Source organism: Streptomyces sp. NBC_00306 (genome assembly GCF_036169555.1).
Taxonomy (GTDB): domain Bacteria; phylum Actinomycetota; class Actinomycetes; order Streptomycetales; family Streptomycetaceae; genus Streptomyces; species Streptomyces achmelvichensis.
The window spans coordinates 2,535,756-2,555,043 of sequence record NZ_CP108032.1 but is presented as its reverse complement, the minus strand read 5'-3'; the positions used below and the strand labels follow the sequence as shown (position 1 = coordinate 2,555,043).

Annotated in this window: 17 protein-coding genes; 10 read left to right on the top strand and 7 right to left on the bottom strand. The window is 72.8% G+C overall.

Translation table 11 applies throughout. The features are described 5' to 3' along the window. Positions 1-57: 57 nt before the first annotated feature. The 3 genes from nirD to OHA05_RS11335 are packed head-to-tail and all read right to left on the bottom strand — an operon-like array spanning position 58 to position 4,122. Positions 58-450 carry a nitrite reductase small subunit NirD gene (gene nirD, locus OHA05_RS11345; protein WP_313946440.1) on the bottom strand — a complete coding sequence of 131 codons (393 nt, stop codon included), beginning with the start codon at positions 448-450 and terminating at the stop codon, positions 58-60. Beyond that, complete coding sequence (nirB, locus tag OHA05_RS11340; protein ID WP_328860494.1) at positions 447-2,954, bottom strand: nitrite reductase large subunit NirB; 2,508 nt, start codon at positions 2,952-2,954, stop codon at positions 447-449. Before nirB ends, nirD begins: the two co-directional genes overlap by 4 nt. 1 nt (position 2,955) lies before the next feature. After that, positions 2,956-4,122, bottom strand: a complete 1,167-nt coding sequence (locus OHA05_RS11335) for an NAD(P)/FAD-dependent oxidoreductase (RefSeq protein WP_328860493.1) — start codon at positions 4,120-4,122, stop codon at positions 2,956-2,958. Positions 4,123-4,436: 314 nt separating this feature from the next. Between OHA05_RS11335 and OHA05_RS11330 the strand changes: the two genes are divergently transcribed. Then, entirely contained in the window at positions 4,437-5,279 is an 843-nt protein-coding gene (locus OHA05_RS11330) for a putative protein N(5)-glutamine methyltransferase (RefSeq protein WP_328860492.1), read from the top strand. 10 nt (positions 5,280-5,289) lie between these two features. Continuing rightward, positions 5,290-6,075, top strand: a complete 786-nt coding sequence (locus tag OHA05_RS11325) for a sulfite exporter TauE/SafE family protein (RefSeq protein WP_328860491.1) — start codon at positions 5,290-5,292, stop codon at positions 6,073-6,075. Between the two features lie 154 nt (positions 6,076-6,229). Here OHA05_RS11325 and OHA05_RS11320 read toward each other — a convergent pair whose 3' ends face one another. Next, positions 6,230-6,514 (bottom strand): hypothetical protein, encoded by a 285-nt coding sequence (locus OHA05_RS11320; protein ID WP_313946445.1) that lies wholly within the window; start codon positions 6,512-6,514, stop codon positions 6,230-6,232. A gap of 400 nt (positions 6,515-6,914) precedes the next feature. On the opposite strand from OHA05_RS11320, the gene OHA05_RS11315 reads away from it, so the two are divergent. From OHA05_RS11315 to OHA05_RS11305, 3 genes are all read left to right on the top strand, one after another. Then, positions 6,915-7,550, top strand: a complete 636-nt coding sequence (locus tag OHA05_RS11315) for an NADPH-dependent FMN reductase (protein ID WP_328860490.1) — start codon at positions 6,915-6,917, stop codon at positions 7,548-7,550. 116 nt (positions 7,551-7,666) lie between these two features. After that, entirely contained in the window at positions 7,667-7,990 is a 324-nt protein-coding gene (cutA, locus tag OHA05_RS11310; protein WP_328860489.1) for a divalent-cation tolerance protein CutA, read from the top strand. Continuing rightward, on the top strand, positions 7,987-8,427 hold the full coding sequence (locus tag OHA05_RS11305) for a gamma-glutamylcyclotransferase family protein (protein WP_313946448.1): 441 nt from the start codon (positions 7,987-7,989) through the stop codon (positions 8,425-8,427). The genes cutA and OHA05_RS11305 overlap by 4 nt, the downstream gene beginning before the upstream one ends. A 73-nt stretch (positions 8,428-8,500) precedes the next feature. Here OHA05_RS11305 and OHA05_RS11300 read toward each other — a convergent pair whose 3' ends face one another. The 3 genes from OHA05_RS11300 to OHA05_RS11290 all read right to left on the bottom strand — a co-directional run bounded on the left by OHA05_RS11300 (position 8,501) and on the right by OHA05_RS11290 (position 12,035). Beyond that, positions 8,501-10,651 (bottom strand): molybdopterin oxidoreductase family protein, encoded by a 2,151-nt coding sequence (locus OHA05_RS11300; protein ID WP_313946449.1) that lies wholly within the window; start codon positions 10,649-10,651, stop codon positions 8,501-8,503. Positions 10,652-10,773: 122 nt separating this feature from the next. After that, positions 10,774-11,355, bottom strand: a complete 582-nt coding sequence (locus OHA05_RS11295) for a TIGR03086 family metal-binding protein (protein WP_313946450.1) — start codon at positions 11,353-11,355, stop codon at positions 10,774-10,776. A 65-nt stretch (positions 11,356-11,420) separates the two neighbouring features. Then, a complete protein-coding gene (locus tag OHA05_RS11290; RefSeq protein ID WP_443043831.1) occupies positions 11,421-12,035 on the bottom strand; it encodes a SanA/YdcF family protein in 615 nt (204 codons plus the stop codon). A 364-nt stretch (positions 12,036-12,399) separates the two neighbouring features. Between OHA05_RS11290 and OHA05_RS11285 the strand changes: the two genes are divergently transcribed. From OHA05_RS11285 to OHA05_RS11265, 5 genes are all read left to right on the top strand, one after another. Next, entirely contained in the window at positions 12,400-13,170 is a 771-nt protein-coding gene (locus tag OHA05_RS11285; protein ID WP_328860487.1) for a sirohydrochlorin chelatase, read from the top strand. A 46-nt stretch (positions 13,171-13,216) separates the two neighbouring features. Continuing rightward, the gene (locus OHA05_RS11280; RefSeq protein ID WP_328860486.1) at positions 13,217-14,551 is read left to right on the top strand and encodes a deoxyguanosinetriphosphate triphosphohydrolase; all 1,335 of its coding nucleotides are present in this window, start codon (positions 13,217-13,219) and stop codon (positions 14,549-14,551) included. A gap of 129 nt (positions 14,552-14,680) precedes the next feature. After that, a complete protein-coding gene (locus tag OHA05_RS11275) occupies positions 14,681-15,943 on the top strand; it encodes an NAD(P)/FAD-dependent oxidoreductase (protein WP_313946454.1) in 1,263 nt (420 codons plus the stop codon). Between the two features lie 44 nt (positions 15,944-15,987). Then, a complete protein-coding gene (gene dnaG / locus OHA05_RS11270; protein ID WP_313946455.1) occupies positions 15,988-17,889 on the top strand; it encodes a DNA primase in 1,902 nt (633 codons plus the stop codon). A 118-nt stretch (positions 17,890-18,007) separates the two neighbouring features. Further along, the gene (locus OHA05_RS11265; RefSeq protein ID WP_327684379.1) at positions 18,008-19,264 is read left to right on the top strand and encodes an RNA polymerase sigma factor; all 1,257 of its coding nucleotides are present in this window, start codon (positions 18,008-18,010) and stop codon (positions 19,262-19,264) included. Positions 19,265-19,288: the final 24 nt, after the last annotated feature.

The following is a 19,288-nucleotide window of genomic DNA, read 5'->3' as shown; positions in this document are numbered from 1 at the left end:
GGGAGCCACAGCCGGCGCCGGTATCGGTGCCCCGGGCCGCTGCCGTGTCAGCGGATGTCAGGAGCCGCCCGCCGGGACGCTCTCCGCGAGGCGTGGCCGCGCGCGGTCCGCCGCTCCCGACGAGGGCCGGTCCAGCCGTACCTCGTAGGCCCGTACCGAGACGTCCTCGTCGTCCAGACAGCGGCCGGTCGCCAGGTCGAAGCGCTGCTTGAGCAGCGGTGAGGCGACGAAGGGCGCGCCCGCCGACGAACCGAGAAGGCCGCGGGAGAGGACCTGGGCCCCGGCGAAGGGGTCCCGGTTGTCGATGGCGTACACCCGTCCCGCGCGGTCCAGGAACAGGGCCACTTGGCGGCCGTCCGGCAGCAGCGCGGCCATACCGCGCCCCGGGGTCAGCCGGGACGCCTCGCAGACGGTGAACCACTCGCCGCTCACCAGCAGTTGGACGCTCATCGGGAACCGGCCCCTTCCAGGGTGAGAAACGTGAGATCGGGCTTGATCTGCCCGCGCTCGGGGACGAAGCGCACGGAGGGGTCCGGGGTGTCCGGGGCGTTCACGAAGGAGACGAAGCGGCGCAGCCGGTCCGGGTCGCGGAGCGTCTCGGCCCACTCGTCGCGGTAGCCCGCCACATGCTGCTCCATCAGCGCCTCCAGTTCGTCGCACAGCCCGAGCGAGTCGTGGACGACGACGTCCCGCAGATGCTCCAGGCCGCCCTCCAGCCGCTCCAGCCACGTCGACGTCCGCTCCAGCCGGTCCGCCGTACGGATGTAGAACATCAGGAACCGGTCGATCAGCCGCACCAGTTCGGCGTCCGAGAGGTCCTGCGCCAGCAGGTCGGCATGGCGCGGGGTCGCGCCGCCGTTGCCGCCGACGTACAGGTTCCAGCCGCTCGCCGTGGCGATGATGCCGAAGTCCTTGGACTGCGCCTCCGCGCACTCCCGTGCGCATCCCGAGACCGCGGACTTGAGTTTGTGCGGCGAGCGCAGGCCGCGGTAGCGCAGTTCCAGATCGATCGCCATGCGGACCGAGTCCTGCACCCCGTAGCGGCACCAGGTCTGCCCCACACAGGACTTGACCGTGCGCAGCGCCTTGCCGTACGCGTGCCCCGACTCGAAGCCCGCGTCCACCAGCCGGGCCCAGATGCCGGGGAGCTGGTCGACGCGTGCGCCGAAGAGATCGATGCGCTGACCGCCGGTGATCTTGGTGTAGAGGCCGTAGTCCCGCGCCACCTCGCCGATCACGATCAGCTTCTCCGGGGTGATCTCGCCACCGGGGATGCGCGGCACGATCGAGTACGAGCCGTTGCGCTGGAGGTTGGCGAGGAAGTGGTCGTTGGTGTCCTGGAGTGCGGCCTGCTCGCCGTCCAGGATGTAACCGCCGTCCAGCGACGCCAGGATGGACCCGACCGCCGGCTTGCAGACCTCGCAGCCGTCCGTGCCGCGCGCCTCCTCGCGGCCGTGCGAGTCGAGCAGTTGGGCGTACGAGGTGAACCGCAGGGTGCGGACGATCTCGTACAGCTCGCTGCGGGTGTGGCCGAAGCAGCCGCACAGACCCTTCTCGCCGGACTGCGGCAGCAGCTGGCCGATGACCTTGACGCAACTGCCGCAGCCCGTACCCGCCTTGGTGCACTTCTTGACCTCGGGGAGCGAGGAGCAGGCGCAGATCTCGCCCTTGGTGACGTTGTGGCAGGAGCAGATGACCGCGTCGTCGGGGAGGGCGGAGGGGCCGAGCGCCACGGGTGCACCCGCACCCGCCGGCAGCACCAGCTGCTCGGGGGAGACCGGCGGCACACTGCCGGTGAGCGGGCGCAGCAGACCGTACTGTTCGGCGTCCCCGACGAGGACTCCGCCGAGCAGCTCGCCGCCGGCGCCGACGACCAGCTTCTTGTAGACCCCGGAGCGGGAGTCGGAGTACACGACGTCCAGGCAGCCCTCCGCCGCGCCGTGCGCGTCGCCGAAGGACGCCACGTCCACACCGAGGAGCTTGAGCTTGGTGGACATGTCGGCGCCGGTGAACTCCCCGCCCTCACCGGCGAGCGCGGCCGCCGCCGTCTCGGCCATCTCGTACCCGGGCGCGACCAGGCCGTACACCCGGCCGTCCGCCGCTAGCGCGCACTCGCCGATGGCGAACACCGCCGGGTCGGAGGTGCGGCACTGCCCGTCGACCACGATGCCGCCGCGTGCGCCGACCTCCAGGCCCATGTCCCGGGCGAGCTGGTCCCGCGGCCGGACGCCCGCGGAGAAGACGACCAGATCGGTCGCGAGGACCGAACCGTCCGACAGGGCCATGCCGTTGACCGCGCCGGAGTCATCGACGGTGATCTCCTGGGTGCCCGTGCCCGTGTGGACGGTGAGTCCCATGCCCTCGATCGTGCGCAGCAGGGCCGCGCCGCCGCCCTCGTCGACCTGGACCGGCATCAGCCGGGGCGCGAACTCCACGATGTGCGTGGTGAGGCCGAGTCCCTTGAGCGCGCCGGCCGCTTCCAGGCCGAGCAGCCCGCCGCCGACGACGGCACCCGTGGTGGCCGTCTTGGCGTACTCCTCGATCGCGAGCAGGTCCTCGATGGTGCGGTAGACGAAGCAGCCCTCGGCGTCCTTGTTCGGCACGGGCGGTACGAAGGGGTACGAGCCGGTGGCGAGGACGAGCGTGTCGTAGGTGAAGGTCCGTCCGGCGCGCGAGGTGACCGTGCGCGCGGCCCGGTCGACGCTCTCGGCGGGGTCGTCCAGATACAGCTCGATGCCGTTCTGCTGCATGAAGTCCGCGTCGGCGAGAGCGAGTTCGTCGGGGGTGCGGCCGTCGAAGTACGAGGTCAGCCGGACCCGGTCGTACGCCGGCCGCGGCTCCTCGCACAGCACGACGATCCGTGCGCGCCCGGTCGTTCCGCGCTCCGCGAGTGCCTCGAGGAATCGCTGGCCGACCATCCCGTGGCCGACGACCACGATCGTGGGGGTGGACATCTCAGGAGCCTCCAAGCAGGTGCAACAGCGGGGTGGAGGGGAGCGGCTCGTCGCCCTCCCAGGTACGGGCCAGTTCGCCGACGGTCGTGAGATCGCCGAGCAGGATCCCGCCGACGAGCCGGTCCCCGCGGACGACGACCTTGCGGTACGCGCCCCGGGTGGCGTCGGCGAGCCGCACGACGTCGTCGCCGGGCAGCGGGCTGGTCTCGCCGAACGCGGCCAGGTCGAAAGTCCCCTGCCCGGACAGCGTGAGCCGGGTCAGGGCGCGGGTGCCGGTGTAGCGCGCGGTCTGTCCGGTGAGGACGGCAGCCAGGATGTCGGCCTGGTCCAGCGCCGGACCGGCGAGACCGTAGACGCGCCCGTCGTGCTCGGCGCAGTCACCGACGGCATGGATGGACGGGTCCGAGGTGCGCAGCCGGTCGTCGACGACGATGCCCGTACGGACGTCGAGCCCGGCGTCGACCGCCAGACCGACCCGGGGGCGCACCCCGCAGGCGAGGACGACCAGGTCGGAGTCGAGCACGAAGCCGTCTGCGAGCTCGACGGCCGTGCCGCGCAGACCCCGGACACGGCACTCGGTGTGCACCTCCACACCCAGGGCCTCGAGATGCGTACGCAGCAACAGTGAAGCGGCTGGGTCGATATGGCGCTCCATCAGGTATTCGCCCTGCTGGGCGAGCACCACCCGGGCGCCTCGTGCCGCGAGGGCACGGGCGGCGGAGACACCGAGCAGACCGCCGCCGACGACCACCGCGTGCAGACCCGGCCGCACCGCGGCGGACAGCGCCGCGCAGTCGTCGAGCGTACGGAACGGGTGCACACCGTCGGGCAGTTCACCGCCCAGGCCCCGTAGCGGCGGCAGGACCGGGTTCGACCCGGTCGCCAGCACCAGCCGGTCGTACGGCGTCGCCGTGCCGTCCGCGCAGTGCACGAGCCGCCGCTCCCGGTCGATCGACACCGCCCGCACATCGCGCCGCACCGGCACACCGGGCAGGCTGATCACCTCGGGGCCGTAGCGCCCGGCGAGCACGTCGGCGAGCAGCACCCGGTTGTACGGCGCGTGGGTCTCCTCGCCGAGCACGGTGACGGGCACACCGGCGGTGACGAGCCGGTGCGCCACTCGCGCACCCGCCGTCCCGCCGCCGATCACCACGGTCTCTGTAGCCATGTCCGCAGCCTGCGGGTCCGTTGTTACCCGTCAGGTGCTCCTCTGTTTCCCACCGGGAACGCTGCCCTCAGCGCCGCCAGGACCGTCCTGTGAGGCCGGCGCCGGTGGACCCGGGGCGCGGTGCGCGGATACCCGTGCGCGTCGGGGCAGGTCGGGTAGTGTTGCCGTCTCCACATCCGTGGACCGGCCGAGGAGGTGAGACCCATTACCGCTGCTGCGTCAGGCGGGGTGCTCTCCCACCGTGGTCCCTCGGTCGAACCGGTTCGACCGGCCTAGGCGACCGGAGAGCGCCCTTCGGTATCCGAAAGGCTCTCATGTCGCTTTCTCCCTCCCCTCTGTCCCCGTCCGCGATCATCACCAGGCTGCGTGCCGCCGGGTGTGTCTTCGCCGAGGACGAGGCGGAACTGCTCGTCGCCACCGCGCGCACACCCGCTGATCTCGCCGCCATGGTCGGCCGCCGGATCGAAGGGGAGCCGCTGGAACACGTCCTCGGCTGGGCCGGGTTCCACGGTCTGCGCATCGCGGTCGACCCCGGGGTCTTCGTCCCCCGCCGCCGTACCGAGTTCCTCGTCGAGCAGGCCGCGGTCCTCGCCCGGCCGGGAGCCGTCGTCGTCGATCTGTGCTGCGGCACCGGCGCGCTCGGCGCCGCGCTCGTCGCGGGCCTGGACGGGGCCGAACTGCACGCCGCCGACATCGACCCCGCCGCCGTGCGCTGCGCCCGCCGCAACGTCCGCGCCGCCGGCGGCCTGGCGTACGAGGGCGATCTGTACGACCCGCTGCCGGGCCATCTGCGCGGCCGCGTCGACGTGCTGCTGGCCAATGTGCCGTACGTACCGACCGAGGAGATCGATCTGCTGCCCGCCGAAGCGCGGGTGCACGAGGCGCGGGTGGCGCTCGACGGAGGGGCGGACGGCCTCGACGTCCTCCGGCGGGTGACCGCCGAGGCCGCGCCCTGGCTGGCCCCCGGCGGCTCGCTGCTGTTCGAGACGAGCGAGCGGCAGGCGGAGCGGGCGGCGGCGATCGTCACCCGGGACGGGCTCGGCGCGCGGGTGGCCACCTCGGACGAGCTGTATGCGACCGTCGTCGTCGGCACCCGAAGCTCAGAGGTCCCTCAAGCAACCAGAGATGGATGGACGCCACACCCATCTCCTTCATAGGGTCGCGGACGTGCCCGACATATCGCTGACCACGCTCCTCTTCCTCTGCCTCGCCGCGGCCGCGGCCGGCTGGATCGACGCCGTCGTCGGGGGCGGCGGGCTGCTGCTGCTCCCCGCGCTGCTGCTCGGCCTGCCAGGCGTCCAGGCCGCGCAGATCCTCGGCACCAACAAGGCGGTCGCCATCGTCGGCACCTCGGGCGCGGCCGTCACGTATGTGCGCAAGGCCCCCGTGTCGGTGCGGACGGCCGTACGGATCGGCCTCGCCGCACTGGCGGGGTCGATGGGCGGTGCGTTCTTCGCGGCCGGGATCAGCAGCGATGTGCTCCGTCCCGTGATCATGGTCGTACTGCTGGGTGTCGCCGCCTTCGTGATGCTGCGGCCCGCCTTCGGTACGGGCGCGGACGACGGCAGGAAGCCCGTCACCCGCGCCCGCACGGTCACCGCGATCGTCCTGGTCGGCGGCGGCATCGGCTTCTACGACGGGCTGTTCGGCCCCGGCACGGGCACCTTCCTGGTGCTCGCGCTCACCGCCGTCCTCCATCTCGACCTGGTGACCGCGTCGGCCACCGCCAAGATCGTCAACGTCTGCACCAACGCCGGCGCCCTCGCGATGTTCGCCTACCAGGGCACCGTGATGTGGCAGCTGGGCGCGCTGCTGGCGGTGTTCAACCTGGCGGGCGCGATGTTCGGCGCGCGTATGGCGCTCCGCAAGGGCAGCGAGTTCGTGCGCGGTGTCCTGCTCGTCGTGGTCTTCTCACTGGTCGCGAAGCTGGCTTTCGACCAGTGGACGGCGTGATCCACCGCGGGATGTCCGCGGACGCCGCCGTCCACGTGGCTCATGCCGGTGGTGCGTGTCGGCCGTTCGAATGAAAGGTCCCCGCTCCCGGCGGACTCGAAGGTCCGGCGGGAACGGGGACATGGCGGGGACGGGGGACGGAAGCCGTCCCCCGTCAGCTGCCCTGCGAGCCGCTCGCCCGACTGCGCAAGAGCAGCGTCCCGCCGACGGCGGGTGTGGCCTGCAGGGCCACACCCGCCGCGATCTGGGTGATGTCCGGGCCGACGCTGCGGCCGAGACCGACGTGTCCGTGGCCGCCCGGCCCGCCACGGAGCCCGACCACCACGTCACCGGCGCCGCGGCCGCTCCCCAGGGTCCCGGCCGACGTTCCGGTGCCACCGGTGCCTATGAGGTCAGCTGCCGGCGCGAGGCCGGTCGGCAGGGGGGCGGCGGTACGCATGGGGTTCCTCCGGGAAGAACGGTGCGACTGAGGTCGTCTTCTTCGAGGTAAGGCGCAGCGCGTGTCGCACGCCTGCTGATGCCGCATCAGATATGGGCGCATTCCCGGCGTGTCGCGCTGGACAGCGGGGGGTTGTCGCAGGTCAGGACGGGCCGCGGCGAATCGCGGCCGCCCGGACTGAATGGGTGACGCGGACGCGCGCGCCTGGGGTCACGTGCTGTGGGCTGCGCCCCCAGGGGCCGCACGTCGCCGACGGGCTGGGGGTGCGCGCGTCGCGGGCGGCCGCCCTTCGTCGGCGGCGGGCCGGGGCGCCCTCAACCCCCCGCCGGTCGCCAGGCCAGAACACCCCCGTCCCCGCCCACTTGACCTCAAGCAAGCTTGAGGTACCACGCTCATGCCCATGGACCTCATCACGCAGCAGAATCCGCAGACAGACCCCTCCACGGACGCCTCCCGCACCGTCCCCCTCCGGCTCGCCGTCATCCTCGCCAGCAACCGCCACGGGCGCTTCGGGCCCGTCATCGCCGAGTGGTTCCTGGGCAACGCACGGCAGCGGGAGGACTTCGCCGCCGAGCTCGTCGATCTCGGGGAGGTGGACCTCCCCACCGCCATCTCCCACGATCCCTCGCCCGCCGTCCGCGCCGAGCTCGACAAGGTCTCGCCCGTCCTGGCCCGCGCCGACGCCGTCGTCGTCCTCACCCCCGAGTACAACCACTCCTTCCCCGCGTCCCTGAAGGCGCTCGTCGACTGGCACTTCACCGAATGGCAGGCCAAGCCCGTCGCCTTCGTCTCCTACGGCGGCATGTCCGGCGGGCTGCGCGCCGTCGAGCAGCTGCGGCAGGTCTTCGCCGAGATGCACGCCGTGACCGTCCGCGACACGGTGTCCTTCCACAACGCGCGCGGCCACTTCGACGACGAGGGCCGGCACCGGGACCCGGCAGCCCCCGACGCCGCTGCCAAGGCGATGCTGGACCAGCTCGCGTGGTGGGGCCGCGCGCTGCGGACGGCCAAGTCGGCGCACCCGTACACGGGCTGACCCGGCGGGTGGCGGGGCGCCGGTGGGGCTCCCGTACGGTGGGCCGGACCGGCCGGCAGGGGCTGTGAGGCCCCCGCCCCGCCCGTGAGTACCCCCGAAGCGATCGGAGTCCGCCTGTGGCCCTGGCACTCACCGTTCTGACCACCACCGACAGCGCGGCCAAGGCGGAGGAGCTGGCGCGCGGAGCCGTGGACGCACGGCTCGCCGCCTGCGCGCAGATCTCCGCGCCCGTCACCTCCGTCTACCGCTGGCAGGAGACGATCGAGACCGCGCAGGAGTGGCAGATCCTGTTCAAGACGTCCGAGGAGCGCTACCCGGAGCTGGAAGCCCATCTGCGGGCGGCTCACGACTACGAGACGCCGGAGATCATCGCCACCCCGGTGGTGGCAGGCAGCGCTGCCTACCTGGCGTGGATCGACGAGGAGACCTCGGCCCGATGAACGGCCAGGACCTGCCCTTCTTCGTCTACGGCACCCTCCGGCCGGGGGAGTGCAACCACCACCTGTTCCTGCACGGCCGCACCGCCGCCGAGGAACCGGCACGGCTCCCCGGAGCGGAGCTCTACGACGGCCCCGGCTACCCGTACGCGGTCGAGTCGTCCCGCACCGGCGGTGCCTCCGGCGTGGTGGGCGACCTGCTGACGGCCGCGCCGGGGGAGTACGGGGATCTGCTCACCGTGCTCGACCGGCTGGAGGAGTACGTCTCACCCGGCCATCCGCGCAATCTGTACGAACGTGTCGCGCTCGACGTGCTGCGCCCGGACGGCACGGCGGTACGGGCATGGGTGTACGTGGCGGCCCCGGACGTGGCGGGGAGGCTCCGCGCGCACGGCACCGCCATTCCTGGCGGCGACTGGTGCGCCCGCCCGGTCGGCTGACCCCGGCCCCCGCCGGTGCGCCCGCCCGGTCGGCCGACCTCGCCCCCGCTGGACACTGCCCGCCCGAAGGGCGCTACCCCACCTCCGGCGCCCCGGGCCCGGCCCCTTCCCCGGCACCCACCCGCTCCACCCGTACCGCGCACACCTTGAACTCCGGCATCCGGGACGTCGGGTCGAGCGCCGGGTTCGTCACCGAGTTGACCCGGCCCTCGCCCGGCCAGTGGAAGGGCATGAACACGGTGTCCGGCCGGATCCCCGTGGTGATCCGCGCCGGCCCGACCGCCCGCCCCCGCCGTGAGACGACGGCGATGCGGTCGCCCTCGGCCGCCTCCAGGCGTTCGGCGAGCAGCGGATGCAGCTCCACGAAGGGCCCCGGCGCCGCCGCGTTGAGCTCGTCGACGCGCCGCGTCTGGGCCCCGGACTGGTACTGGGAGACGACCCGGCCGGTCGTCAGCAGCACCGGGTAGTCGTCGTCCGGCTCCTCGGCGGCGGCCCGGTGCGTGACCGGTACGAAGCGGGCACGCCCGTCGGGCGTGGCGAACCGGTCGAGGAACAGCCGGGGCGTGCCCGGGTGCCGGCTCTCCGCCGAGTCCTCCGGGCAGGGCCAGAACACCCCGTCCTCCTCCGCGATCCTGCGGTACGTGATGCCCGAGTAGTCCGCGGGTCCGCCCGCGGACGCCCGCCGCAGCTCCTCGAACACCTCCTCCGGGTCCGCAGGGAAGCCCTTCTCGTGACCGAGCAGCGCCGCCAGTCCGCCGAGGATCTCGAGGTCGCTGCGGACACCCGGCGGCGCGGACACCGCGCGGCGGCGCAGCAGTACCCGGCCCTCCAGGTTCGTCGTCGTCCCCGTCTCCTCGGCCCACTGGGTCACCGGAAGCACCACATCGGCCAGCGCGGCCGTCTCGGAGAGCACCACGTCCGCGACCGCCAGGAAGTCCAGCGACCGCAGCCGCTCCTCCACATGGGCGGCCCGCGGCGCCGACACCACCGGGTTGGAGCCCATCACCAGCAGCGACCTCACGTCGGTGCCGAGTGCGTCGAGGAGTTCGTACGCGCTGCGGCCCGGCCCCGGCAGCGACTCGGGCGCCACACCCCACACCTCGGCCACATGCGCGCGGGCCGCGGGGTCGTCCAGCTTGCGATAGCCGGGCAACTGGTCTGCCTTCTGGCCGTGTTCGCGGCCGCCCTGGCCGTTGCCCTGCCCGGTCAGACAGCCGTAGCCGGACAGCGGGCGCCCGGCCCGGCCGGTCGCGAGGCACAGGTTGATCCAGGCGCTCACCGTGTCCGTGCCCTTGGACTGCTGCTCGGGGCCGCGGGCGGTGAGGACCATCGACGACGCGGCGTCGCAGAACAGGGCGGCCGCCGCGCGCAGTTGGGGCACACCCACCCCCGTGATCCGTTCCACGAGCTCCGGCCAGTACGCCATGGCCGCGGACCTGGCCTCCTCCCAGCCGGTCGTGCGGTCCGCGATGAACGCCTCGTCGGTGCGCCCCTCGGCCACCACCAGATGCAGCAGGCCGAGCGCCAGCGCCAGATCCGTACCGGGCCGGGGCGCGAGATGGAGGTCCGCCTGCTCGGCCGTGCGGGTGCGGCGCGGGTCGATGACGATCAACGTGCCGCCGTTCTCCCGCAGTTCCGTCAGGAAGCGCAGGGCCGGGGGCATGGTCTCGGCCGGGTTGGAGCCGACGAGCACCACACAGCCCGTCCGGGGAATGTCCTCCAGCGGGAACGGCAGTCCCCGGTCCAGTCCGAACGCCCGCTGATGCGCGGCAGCGGCCGACGACATGCAGAAGCGCCCGTTGTAGTCGATCTGCGAGGTGCCGAGCACCACCCGGGCGAACTTTCCGAGCGTGTACGCCTTCTCGTTGGTGAGCCCGCCGCCGCCGAACACCCCGACCGCGTCCCGGCCGTGGGCCGCCCTGGTCCGCAGCAGCCCTTCTGCGACCCTCTCCAGGGCCTCCTCCCAGCCGGCCGGTTCGAGCCTGCCGGTGGCAGCGGACCTGACCAGGGGCCCGGTCAGGCGTACCCGGGAGGAGAGCAGCGCGGGGGCGGTACGGCCCTTGCCGCACAGCGCACCCCGGTTCACCGGGAAGTCCGGCCGCTCCACGACCTGCACCGTCTCCTCGCCGGCCCCGGGAGCGCGCAGATTCATGCCGCACTGGAGGGCGCAGTACGGACAGTGCGTCGCGGTGAGCGGGGCGGCGGGGGCAGTGAGCTCGGGCATACGGCCAGCGTGCGCGGCCTCTGTTACGCCGGCCCTCGTGCCCCATTACGGCCGGGGTACGCGCCCCTCCGCATGCCCTGCCCCGCCCTGTGAGGCGCCGCCACCGCGGGCGCCCTGGCCGGTCAGGCGCGGCGGCCGAGCAGTGCGAGCAGTCTGGCCTGGTGGCTGTGGGCCGGCGGCGGCTCGATCGGCGGGGCGAACAGCCCGGACGCCTCCAGCTCCGACGCGTACGGACTCACCTCGTCGAGCGCGAAGGCCACCAGCGCGTCCGGCAGCTGCTCGGGCGCGCCGATCGCACGGGAGAGGTCCCAGCTGTGCACGACCGCGTCCGTGGTCATCTGCGCGCAGTAGGCCACCGCCGGCGTCTCGCCGTAGGAGAGCTGCACCGTCCGCTCCAGCGCCCCGGGCTCCGCGAACGCCTCCCGGGCGGCGCGCGCCGCCGCGTCCCAGCTCCGGCGCGGATGCGCGCCGAGGACGTCGCCGTCGTACGCCTCGCCCACCTCGTCGAGATCCGCTTCCTCGACCACCAGATGGGGCACCCACAACTGTTCCGCGGTCAGATGGTTCACGAGATCGCGCACCGACCACTCGGTACAGGGTGTCGGATCGTCCCACTGCTCCTGGCGCACGGCGTGCACCCGGTCGGAGAAGAGCGCGAGCGCCTCGGTGTGCCGGCTGAGCAGGGTCGCCACGTCGTTTTCCATACAGATCACTGTCGCGCGCCGCGCATCCCGAAGCGAGCGGCCCGCCGTGTGTCACCCGCAGACGATCACCGTCCGGACGCGGCCAGCGCCTCGTGCACACCCTTCTCCTCGGCGCCCAGGAACCGCGGATCGGGTTCGACCGCCGCGTCCAGCGCCGCCTTGCCGGCCGCGGCCATCTCGCGGACCCCGCCGTAGTACCAGGTCGCGTCGTGCGGCTCGGAGACCCCGACGCCGTACGAGTCGACCCCGGCCGAACGGCACAGCGCGACGGCCCGCCGGATGTGGAAGCCCTGGGTCACGAGCACCGCCCGGTCCACGCCGAAGATCTTCTTGGCGCGCACACAGGAGTCCCAGGTGTCGAAACCGGCGTAGTCGCTGACGATCCGCCCGTCCGGCACGCCCCGGGCGGTCAGATAGGTGCGCATGGCGTCGGGCTCGTCGTACTCCACCCGGCTGTTGTCCCCGGTGACCAGGACGACCCGCACCTTGCCCGCCCGGTACAACTCGGCGGCCGCGTCCAGCCGGTGCGCGAGATAGGGCGTGGGCCGGCCCTTCCACAGGCCGGCCCCGAAGACCACGGCCACGTCCTGCGCGGGCACCTCCGCGACCGTCCTCACCCGGCTGTCGGCCACGGCGTGCATCCAGGTCGCCGGGGCGAGAGCGAGCACACAGCCGAGCATCGCGGCCTGCACGAGGCGCCGCTGTGAGCGGCGCGAGCGGGGCAGCTTGGGCAGGCGGGGTCTGAGTCGTGATCGCTTCACACCCGGTCAGACGCACAACGGACCGGATCGGTTCGTTCGGCCCGGCCGGCCCGAGGATCCTGACACCGGCCGCGGGGCGGCGGTGAGGCGGTGGAAAACACCTGTCACCGCCGTGCAACGGCCTCGCAATGTCGATCCGCCAGGATCTGTTCATGACGGAGCAGGTACAGGTACCAGACGGCCGGCCACTGCCCCTCGACACCACCGCTCAGCTGCTCTCACGGATCACCGACCAGCTGGGCACCCAACTCAGCCATGTGCGACTGAACGGAACCCGCAGCCCATGCCCCCGAACGAACGGCCCATCCTCGTCGCCGTCGCCCACGGCAGCCGCGAGCCCCGTGCACTCCACACCGTCCTCGAGCTCCTCGACCGCGTCCGCGAACTGCGCCCCGGCCTCGACGTACGGCTCGGCCACATCGAGCTGAACCAGCCGCTGCTCGACGACACCCTCGCCGGTCTCGCCCCCGCACCGCACGCCCGGGACGGCGCGGCCGTCCTCGTACCGCTGCTGCTCGGCCGCGGGTACCACATCAAGTACGACCTGCCGCAGGCGGCGGCCGCCGTCCCCGGTGCGGACATCCGCATCGCCGCCCCGCTCGGCCCGCACCCCCTGCTGGTGGAGGCGCTCTGCTCCCGGCTCGCCGATGCCGGCTGGCAGCCCGGCGACGGCACCAGCCGCAGCACGGGTGTCGTCCTGGCGGCCGCCGGATCCCGCGACCCCGAATCGGCGGCCGACGCCCGCAGCACGGCGGCGATGCTCAGCGAACGCCTCGGCGGAGTGCCGGTCGTCGCCGCGTACGCCTCGGCCGCGTCCCCCACGGTCCCGGCGGCCGTCCGTGCGCTCACCGCCCGTGGCCGGCACCGCATCGCCGTCGCCTCCTACTTCGCGGCCCCCGGTCTGTTCGCCGCCCGCAGCGCCGCCGCGACACCCTGGATCGCCGCCGCCCCGCTCGGCGCGCACCCCGCGCTGGCCCGGCTGCTGCTCCAGCGCTACGACGAGGCGCTGACCGCCCCGTACGCGGCTCAGCGGCGCGAACTCGCCTCCGCGTAGCCCACCGGGTCGACCGCCGCCCGGCCGCTCCGGTTACCTTCGGTGCATGGCAGGCACCACCAGCACCACTCCGCCCGGGCCCGGCACGTACGACGGAAACGGCCTCCACGACGACGGCTACGACGACGCGGCCTCCGCGCGCTGGGCGCCCGAGCCCGACAAGCGTCCGGGGCGCACCGCGTTCCAGCGCGACCGCGCGCGTGTGCTGCACTCCTCCGCGCTGCGCCGTCTCGCCGGCAAGACCCAGGTCGTCACCCCGGGCACCCGCAACCAGGCATGGGACGCCAGCCCGCGCACCCGGCTGACCCACTCCCTGGAGTGTGCCCAGGTCGGCCGCGAGCTGGGCGCCGCACTCGGCTGCGACCCCGACCTCGTCGAGGCCGCCTGCCTCGCCCACGACATGGGCCATCCGCCCTTCGGGCACAACGGCGAGCAGGCGCTCAACACGTTCGCCAAGGACTGCGGCGGCTTCGAGGGCAACGCCCAGTCTCTGCGCCTGCTGACGCGTATCGAGCCCAAGAGGTTCGTCCCCACCGACGGCGGCGGTGTCGTCAGCGTCGGTCTGAACCTCACCCGCGCCACGCTGGACGCCGCCACCAAGTACCCCTGGCCGCGCGGCGGTCACCCCACCGACCCCGCCTCGGTCAAGTTCGGTGTGTACGAGGACGACCTGCCCGTCTTCGAGTGGGTCCGCGAGGGCGCGCCGGACCACCGCAAGTGCTTCGAGGCCCAGGTCATGGACTGGGCCGACGACGTCGCCTACTCGGTGCACGACTTCGAGGACGGCCTGCATGCCGGGCACCTCGACCCCGGCCTCCTCCTCGCCGAACCGGAGCGCAGCGACATCTGGCAGGTGGCGATCGGCCGGTACGTGCCCTCCGACACCGACCCCGAGGAGCTCGCCGAGGCCCTGGACCGCCTCCTCGAACAGGAATGGTGGCCGCACCACTACGACGGTTCGGCCGTCGCGCAGGCCCGCCTCAAGGACGCCACCAGCCAGCTCATCGGCCGTTTCGCCCTCGCGGCCGAGGGCGCGACCCGTCAGGCGTACGGCACCGGCCGGCTCACCCGCTACGCCGCCGAGCTCGTCGTCCCCCGCGAGGCACGCAACGAGTGCGCCGTTCTCAAGGCGGTCGCCGACCGCTATGTGATGCAGCGCGCCGAGCAGGAGACTCTCCGCGCCGACCAGCGCATCGTGCTCGCCGAACTGGCCGAGGCCCTCACCGCCCGCGCACCCGACACCCTCGACCCGCAGTTCCGCGCCCTGTTCGCCGCGGCCGGCGACGACCGGGCCCGCGCCCGGGTCGTCGTCGACCAGCTCGCGTCACTCACCGACGCGACCGCCCGCAGTCTGCACGCGCAGCTCACGGCCCGCAGCTGAGCGGCCGGAGCGGCCCGCGCGGGATGTCCGGGATGACACGCCCGAAGGTCACCCCCTCTTCCGCCATCACGCTGCGTGCGGGACGCTCGCTGAAGGCTGCGCAGCGTACAAGCAAAAAGGAGGCATCAAGTGGTCGACGCACATCGGACGTTCGTCATCGTCGGTGGTGGTCTGGCCGGGGCCAAGGCCGCCGAGACCCTCCGTGCGGAGGGCTTCACCGGACGCGTGATCCTCATCGGTGACGAGCGCGACCACCCCTACGAGCGCCCGCCCCTGTCCAAGGGCTATCTCTCCGGCAAGGAGGAGCGCGACAGCGTCTTCGTCCACGAGCCCGGCTGGTACGCGCAGGCCGATGTGGAGCTGCATCTCGGCCAGACCGTCGTCGCCGTCGACCGGGAGACCAAGTCGGTCCGGCTGGGCGACGGCACCGTCCTCCACTACGACAAGCTGCTGCTGGCCACCGGCTCCGAGCCGCGCCGGCTCGACATCCCCGGCACCGAGCTCGCCGGCGTCCACCATCTGCGCCGCCTCGCCCACGCCGACCGGCTGCGCCGGGTCCTTGCCGCACTCGGCCGCGACAACGGCCATCTGGTCATCGCGGGCGCCGGCTGGATCGGCCTGGAGGTCGCCGCCGCGGCCCGCGGTTACGGCGCCGAGGTCACCGTCGTCGAACCCGAGCCCACCCCGCTGCACCAGGTCATCGGCCCCGAACTCGGCCAGGTCTTCGCCGAACTGCACAAGGAGCACGGCGTCCGCTTCCACTTCGGCGCCCGCCTCACCGAGATCACCGGCCAGGACGGCGTCGTCCTCGCGGCCCGCACCGACGACGGCGAGGAGCACCCGGCCCACGACGTGCTCGCCGCGATCGGCGCCGCACCGCGCGCCGCCCTCGCCGAAGCCGCCGGCCTCGCCCTCGCCGACCGGGCACACGGCGGCGGCATCGCGGTCGACGCGCAGCTGCGCACCTCCGATCCGGACATCTACGCCGCGGGCGACGTCGCCGCCGCGCACCACCCGCTGCTCGGCTCCCGGCTGCGGGTCGAGCACTGGGCGAACGCGCTGAACGGCGGCCCGGCGGCCGCGCGCTCCATGCTCGGTCAGGACGTGAGCTACGACCGCGTCCCCTACTTCTTCTCCGACCAGTACGACCTGGGCCTCGAGTACTCGGGCTGGGCACCGGCCGGCAGCTACGACCAGGTGGTCCTGCGCGGGGACGCCGGCAAGCGGCAGTTCATCGCCTTCTGGCTGAAGGACCGCCGGGTGCTCGCCGGGATGAACGTCAATGTGTGGGACGTCACCGGACCCGTCCAGGACCTCATCCGCTCCGGTGCCCAGGTGGACCCGGACGCCCTCGGCGACCCGTCCGTCCCCCTCACCACGCTCACGGGATGACGGGAGCAGGCAGGAGTGTCACCGCGCCACCGTAGACTTCACGCGTGGCAGGCAGGATCAACGATGACGACGTGAAGGCGGTGCGGGACGCCGTCCCGATCGACGCCGTCGTGTCCGAGTACCTCCAGCTGCGCAATGCCGGCGGCGGCAATCTCAAGGGCCTCTGCCCCTTCCACGACGAGAAGTCCCCCTCCTTCCAGGTCAGCCCGAGCAAGGGCCTGTTCCACTGCTTCGGCTGCCAGGAGGGCGGCGACACCATCGCCTTCGTGATGAAGATCGACCATCTCACCTTCTCGGAGACGGTCGAGCGGCTCGCCGCGACGGCGGGCATCACCCTGCGCTACGAGGAGGGCGGGTACAACCCGAGCCACCAGCGGGGCGAGCGGATCCGGCTGGTGGAGGCGCACAAGATCGCGGCGCAGTTCTACATCGAGCAGCTGGAGAACAGCGCCGAGGCGGAGACCGGCCGCGCCTTCCTCGCCGAACGCGGCTTCGACCAGGGCGCCGCCCAGCACTTCGGCGTCGGTTACAGCCCGCAGGGCTGGGACCACCTCACCCGCTTTCTGCGCGGCAAGGGCTTCAGCGACAAGGAGCTGATCCTCTCCGGTCTCTCCCAGGACGGCCGCCGCGGCCCCATCGACCGCTTCCGCGGCCGGCTGATGTGGCCCATCCGCGAGATCTCCGGCGACGTCGTCGGCTTCGGCGCCCGCAAGCTGTACGAGAGCGACAACGGCCCTAAGTACCTCAACACCCCCGAGACGGGGATCTACAAGAAGTCCCAGGTGCTGTACGGCATCGATCTGGCCAAGAAGGAGATCGCCAAGGCCAGCCGCGCGGTCGTCGTCGAGGGCTACACCGACGTGATGGCCTGCCATCTCGCGGGTGTGACCACCGCGATCGCGACCTGTGGCACGGCGTTCGGCGGCGACCACATCAAGATCCTGCGCCGGCTGCTGATGGACAACGCCACCGCCGAGGTGATCTTCACCTTCGACGGGGACGCGGCCGGTCAGAAGGCCGCGCTGCGTGCCTTCGAGGACGACCAGAAGTTCGCCGCCGAGACGTCGATCGCGATCACCCCGGGTGGGATGGACCCCTGCGAGCTGCGGCTCGCGCAGGGCGACGACGCGGTGCAGAAGCTGGTCGAGACCCGCACCCCGCTCTTCGAGTTCGCGATCCGCCAGGTCGTGCTGCGCCACAACCTGGAGACCCCGGCCGGCCGCGCCGCCGCGCTCGACGAGGCCGCGCCCATCGTCGCGGGCATCAAGAACGTCGCGATCCAGCACGAGTCGGCCGTGCAGCTCGCCGGCATCGTCGGCATCCTCGACACCCAGTTCGTCGTCAAGCGCGTGGCCCAGCTGGCCCGTTGGGCCCGGGACCGCGGCGGCCGGGGCCCCGCCCCGACGCGCCCCTCCGCCCGGCAGCAGGAGCCCCAGGCCCCCGCGGTCCCGTCCGGCCCCGCGCTCAACCTCCGCAGCCCGGCCCACCGCACCGAGCGCGAACTGCTCAAGCTGGCGCTCCAGCACCCGGGCCTGGTGTCCCCGGCGTTCGACGCGTACGGAGTGGACGAGTTCACCGCTCCTCCGTACGCGGCGGTCCGCCAGACCATCGCCGAGGCGGGCGGCGCGGAACAGGGCACGCAGGACGGCTCCGGCTATATCGCCCGCGTCCGCGACGCAGCCGCCAACGACACGGTGCGGGCGCTGGTCACCGAACTGGCCGTCGAGGCCGTGCACTCGAAGATCGTCGACGAGACGTATGCGGGGGTCCAGCTCGTCTCGGTCCGGCTGCGCGCCGTGGACCGCCGCATCAGCGAGGTGCAGGGCACGCTCGCGCGCCTGGGCCAGCACGCCGACCCCGAGCAGCACACCGCCGTGGCGAACGAACTGTGGGTCCTCCAGCAGTACGCCCGCTCCCTGCGCAACCGCGGCGCCGACGCCCTCTGAGGGCTGTCGCCCACAGCCCCCGGCACCCGTCCCCGTAACCGTCCGGTCACGCACGGGACTCAAAAAGTCGTCGCACGCCCCTCGTGGCAGCTGTGTGTCGTACCCCACACTGGGTGCGGTGCCTGAGTCCTCGGAGCGCGGCCGGTCCACACCGAGTGGGCCTCTCGACCCCGCGGATCCGCTCATCGTGTACGGGACGGAATGCGGCCCGGCCGCCCCCGTCCCGCTGCCGTACGCCCCCGATCCGGCAGCGATCACCCTGGAGGTCGCCCCCGTGCAGACCCAGACCCTGACCGAGACCGAGGCTGCCGCCGACGTCTCCGCGCAGGTCCCCGCCCAGAGCCTGCCCGCACACCATCCCGAGGCCGTTCCCGAAACGGTCGCGGAGACCGTCGTCGAGGACGCAGTGGAAGTACCCGACCCGCCCGAACCCGTCCGCGCCGCCCGAGCAGACTCCGGCGGGCCGTCCTCCGACCTGTTCCGCCAGTATCTGCGCGAGATCGGCAGGATCCCGCTGCTCACGGCGGTCGAGGAGGTGGAGCTCGCGCGGCGGGTCGAAGCGGGCCTGTTCGCCGAGGAGCGGCTCGCGGGCACCCCCGACATCGACGACTCCCAGCTCGCCGTCGACCTCGACAAACTGGTCGTGATGGGCCGGATGGCCAAGCGCCGACTGATCGAGGCGAATCTGCGGCTCGTCGTCTCGGTCGCCAAGCGCTACGTCGGCCGCGGGCTGACCATGCTCGACCTGGTCCAGGAGGGAAACCTCGGCCTGATCAGGGCCGTCGAGAAGTTCGACTACGCCCGCGGCTACAAGTTCTCGACGTACGCGACCTGGTGGATCCGGCAGGCCATGTCCCGCGCGCTGGCCGACCAGGCCCGCACCATCCGCGTCCCGGTGCATGTCGTCGAACTGATCAACCGTGTCGTACGGGTCCAGCGCCGGATGCTCCAGGAGCGCGGCTACGAACCCACCGCCGAAGAGGTCGCCGCCCAGCTCGACCTGGCGCCCGAGCGAGTCGGCGAGGTGCTGCGGCTCGCCCAGGAACCGGTCTCGTTGCACGCGCCGGTGGGGGAGGAGGACGACGTCGCCCTCGGCGACCTCATCGAGGACGGCGACGCCGCGTCACCCGTGGAGTCCGCCGCGTTCCTGCTGCTGCGCGAACACCTCGAAGCGGTGCTTTCCACCCTCGGCGAGCGCGAACGCAAGGTCGTGCAGCTGAGGTACGGGCTGGTCGACGGCCGGCCGCGCACCCTGGAGGAGATCGGCCGGATCTTCGGCGTGACCCGGGAGCGCATCCGCCAGATCGAGTCCAAGACCCTCAACAAACTGCGCGACCACGCCTTCGCCGACCAGCTCCGCGGCTACCTGGACTGACACCCCGGACCTCCGGGCAGCCGC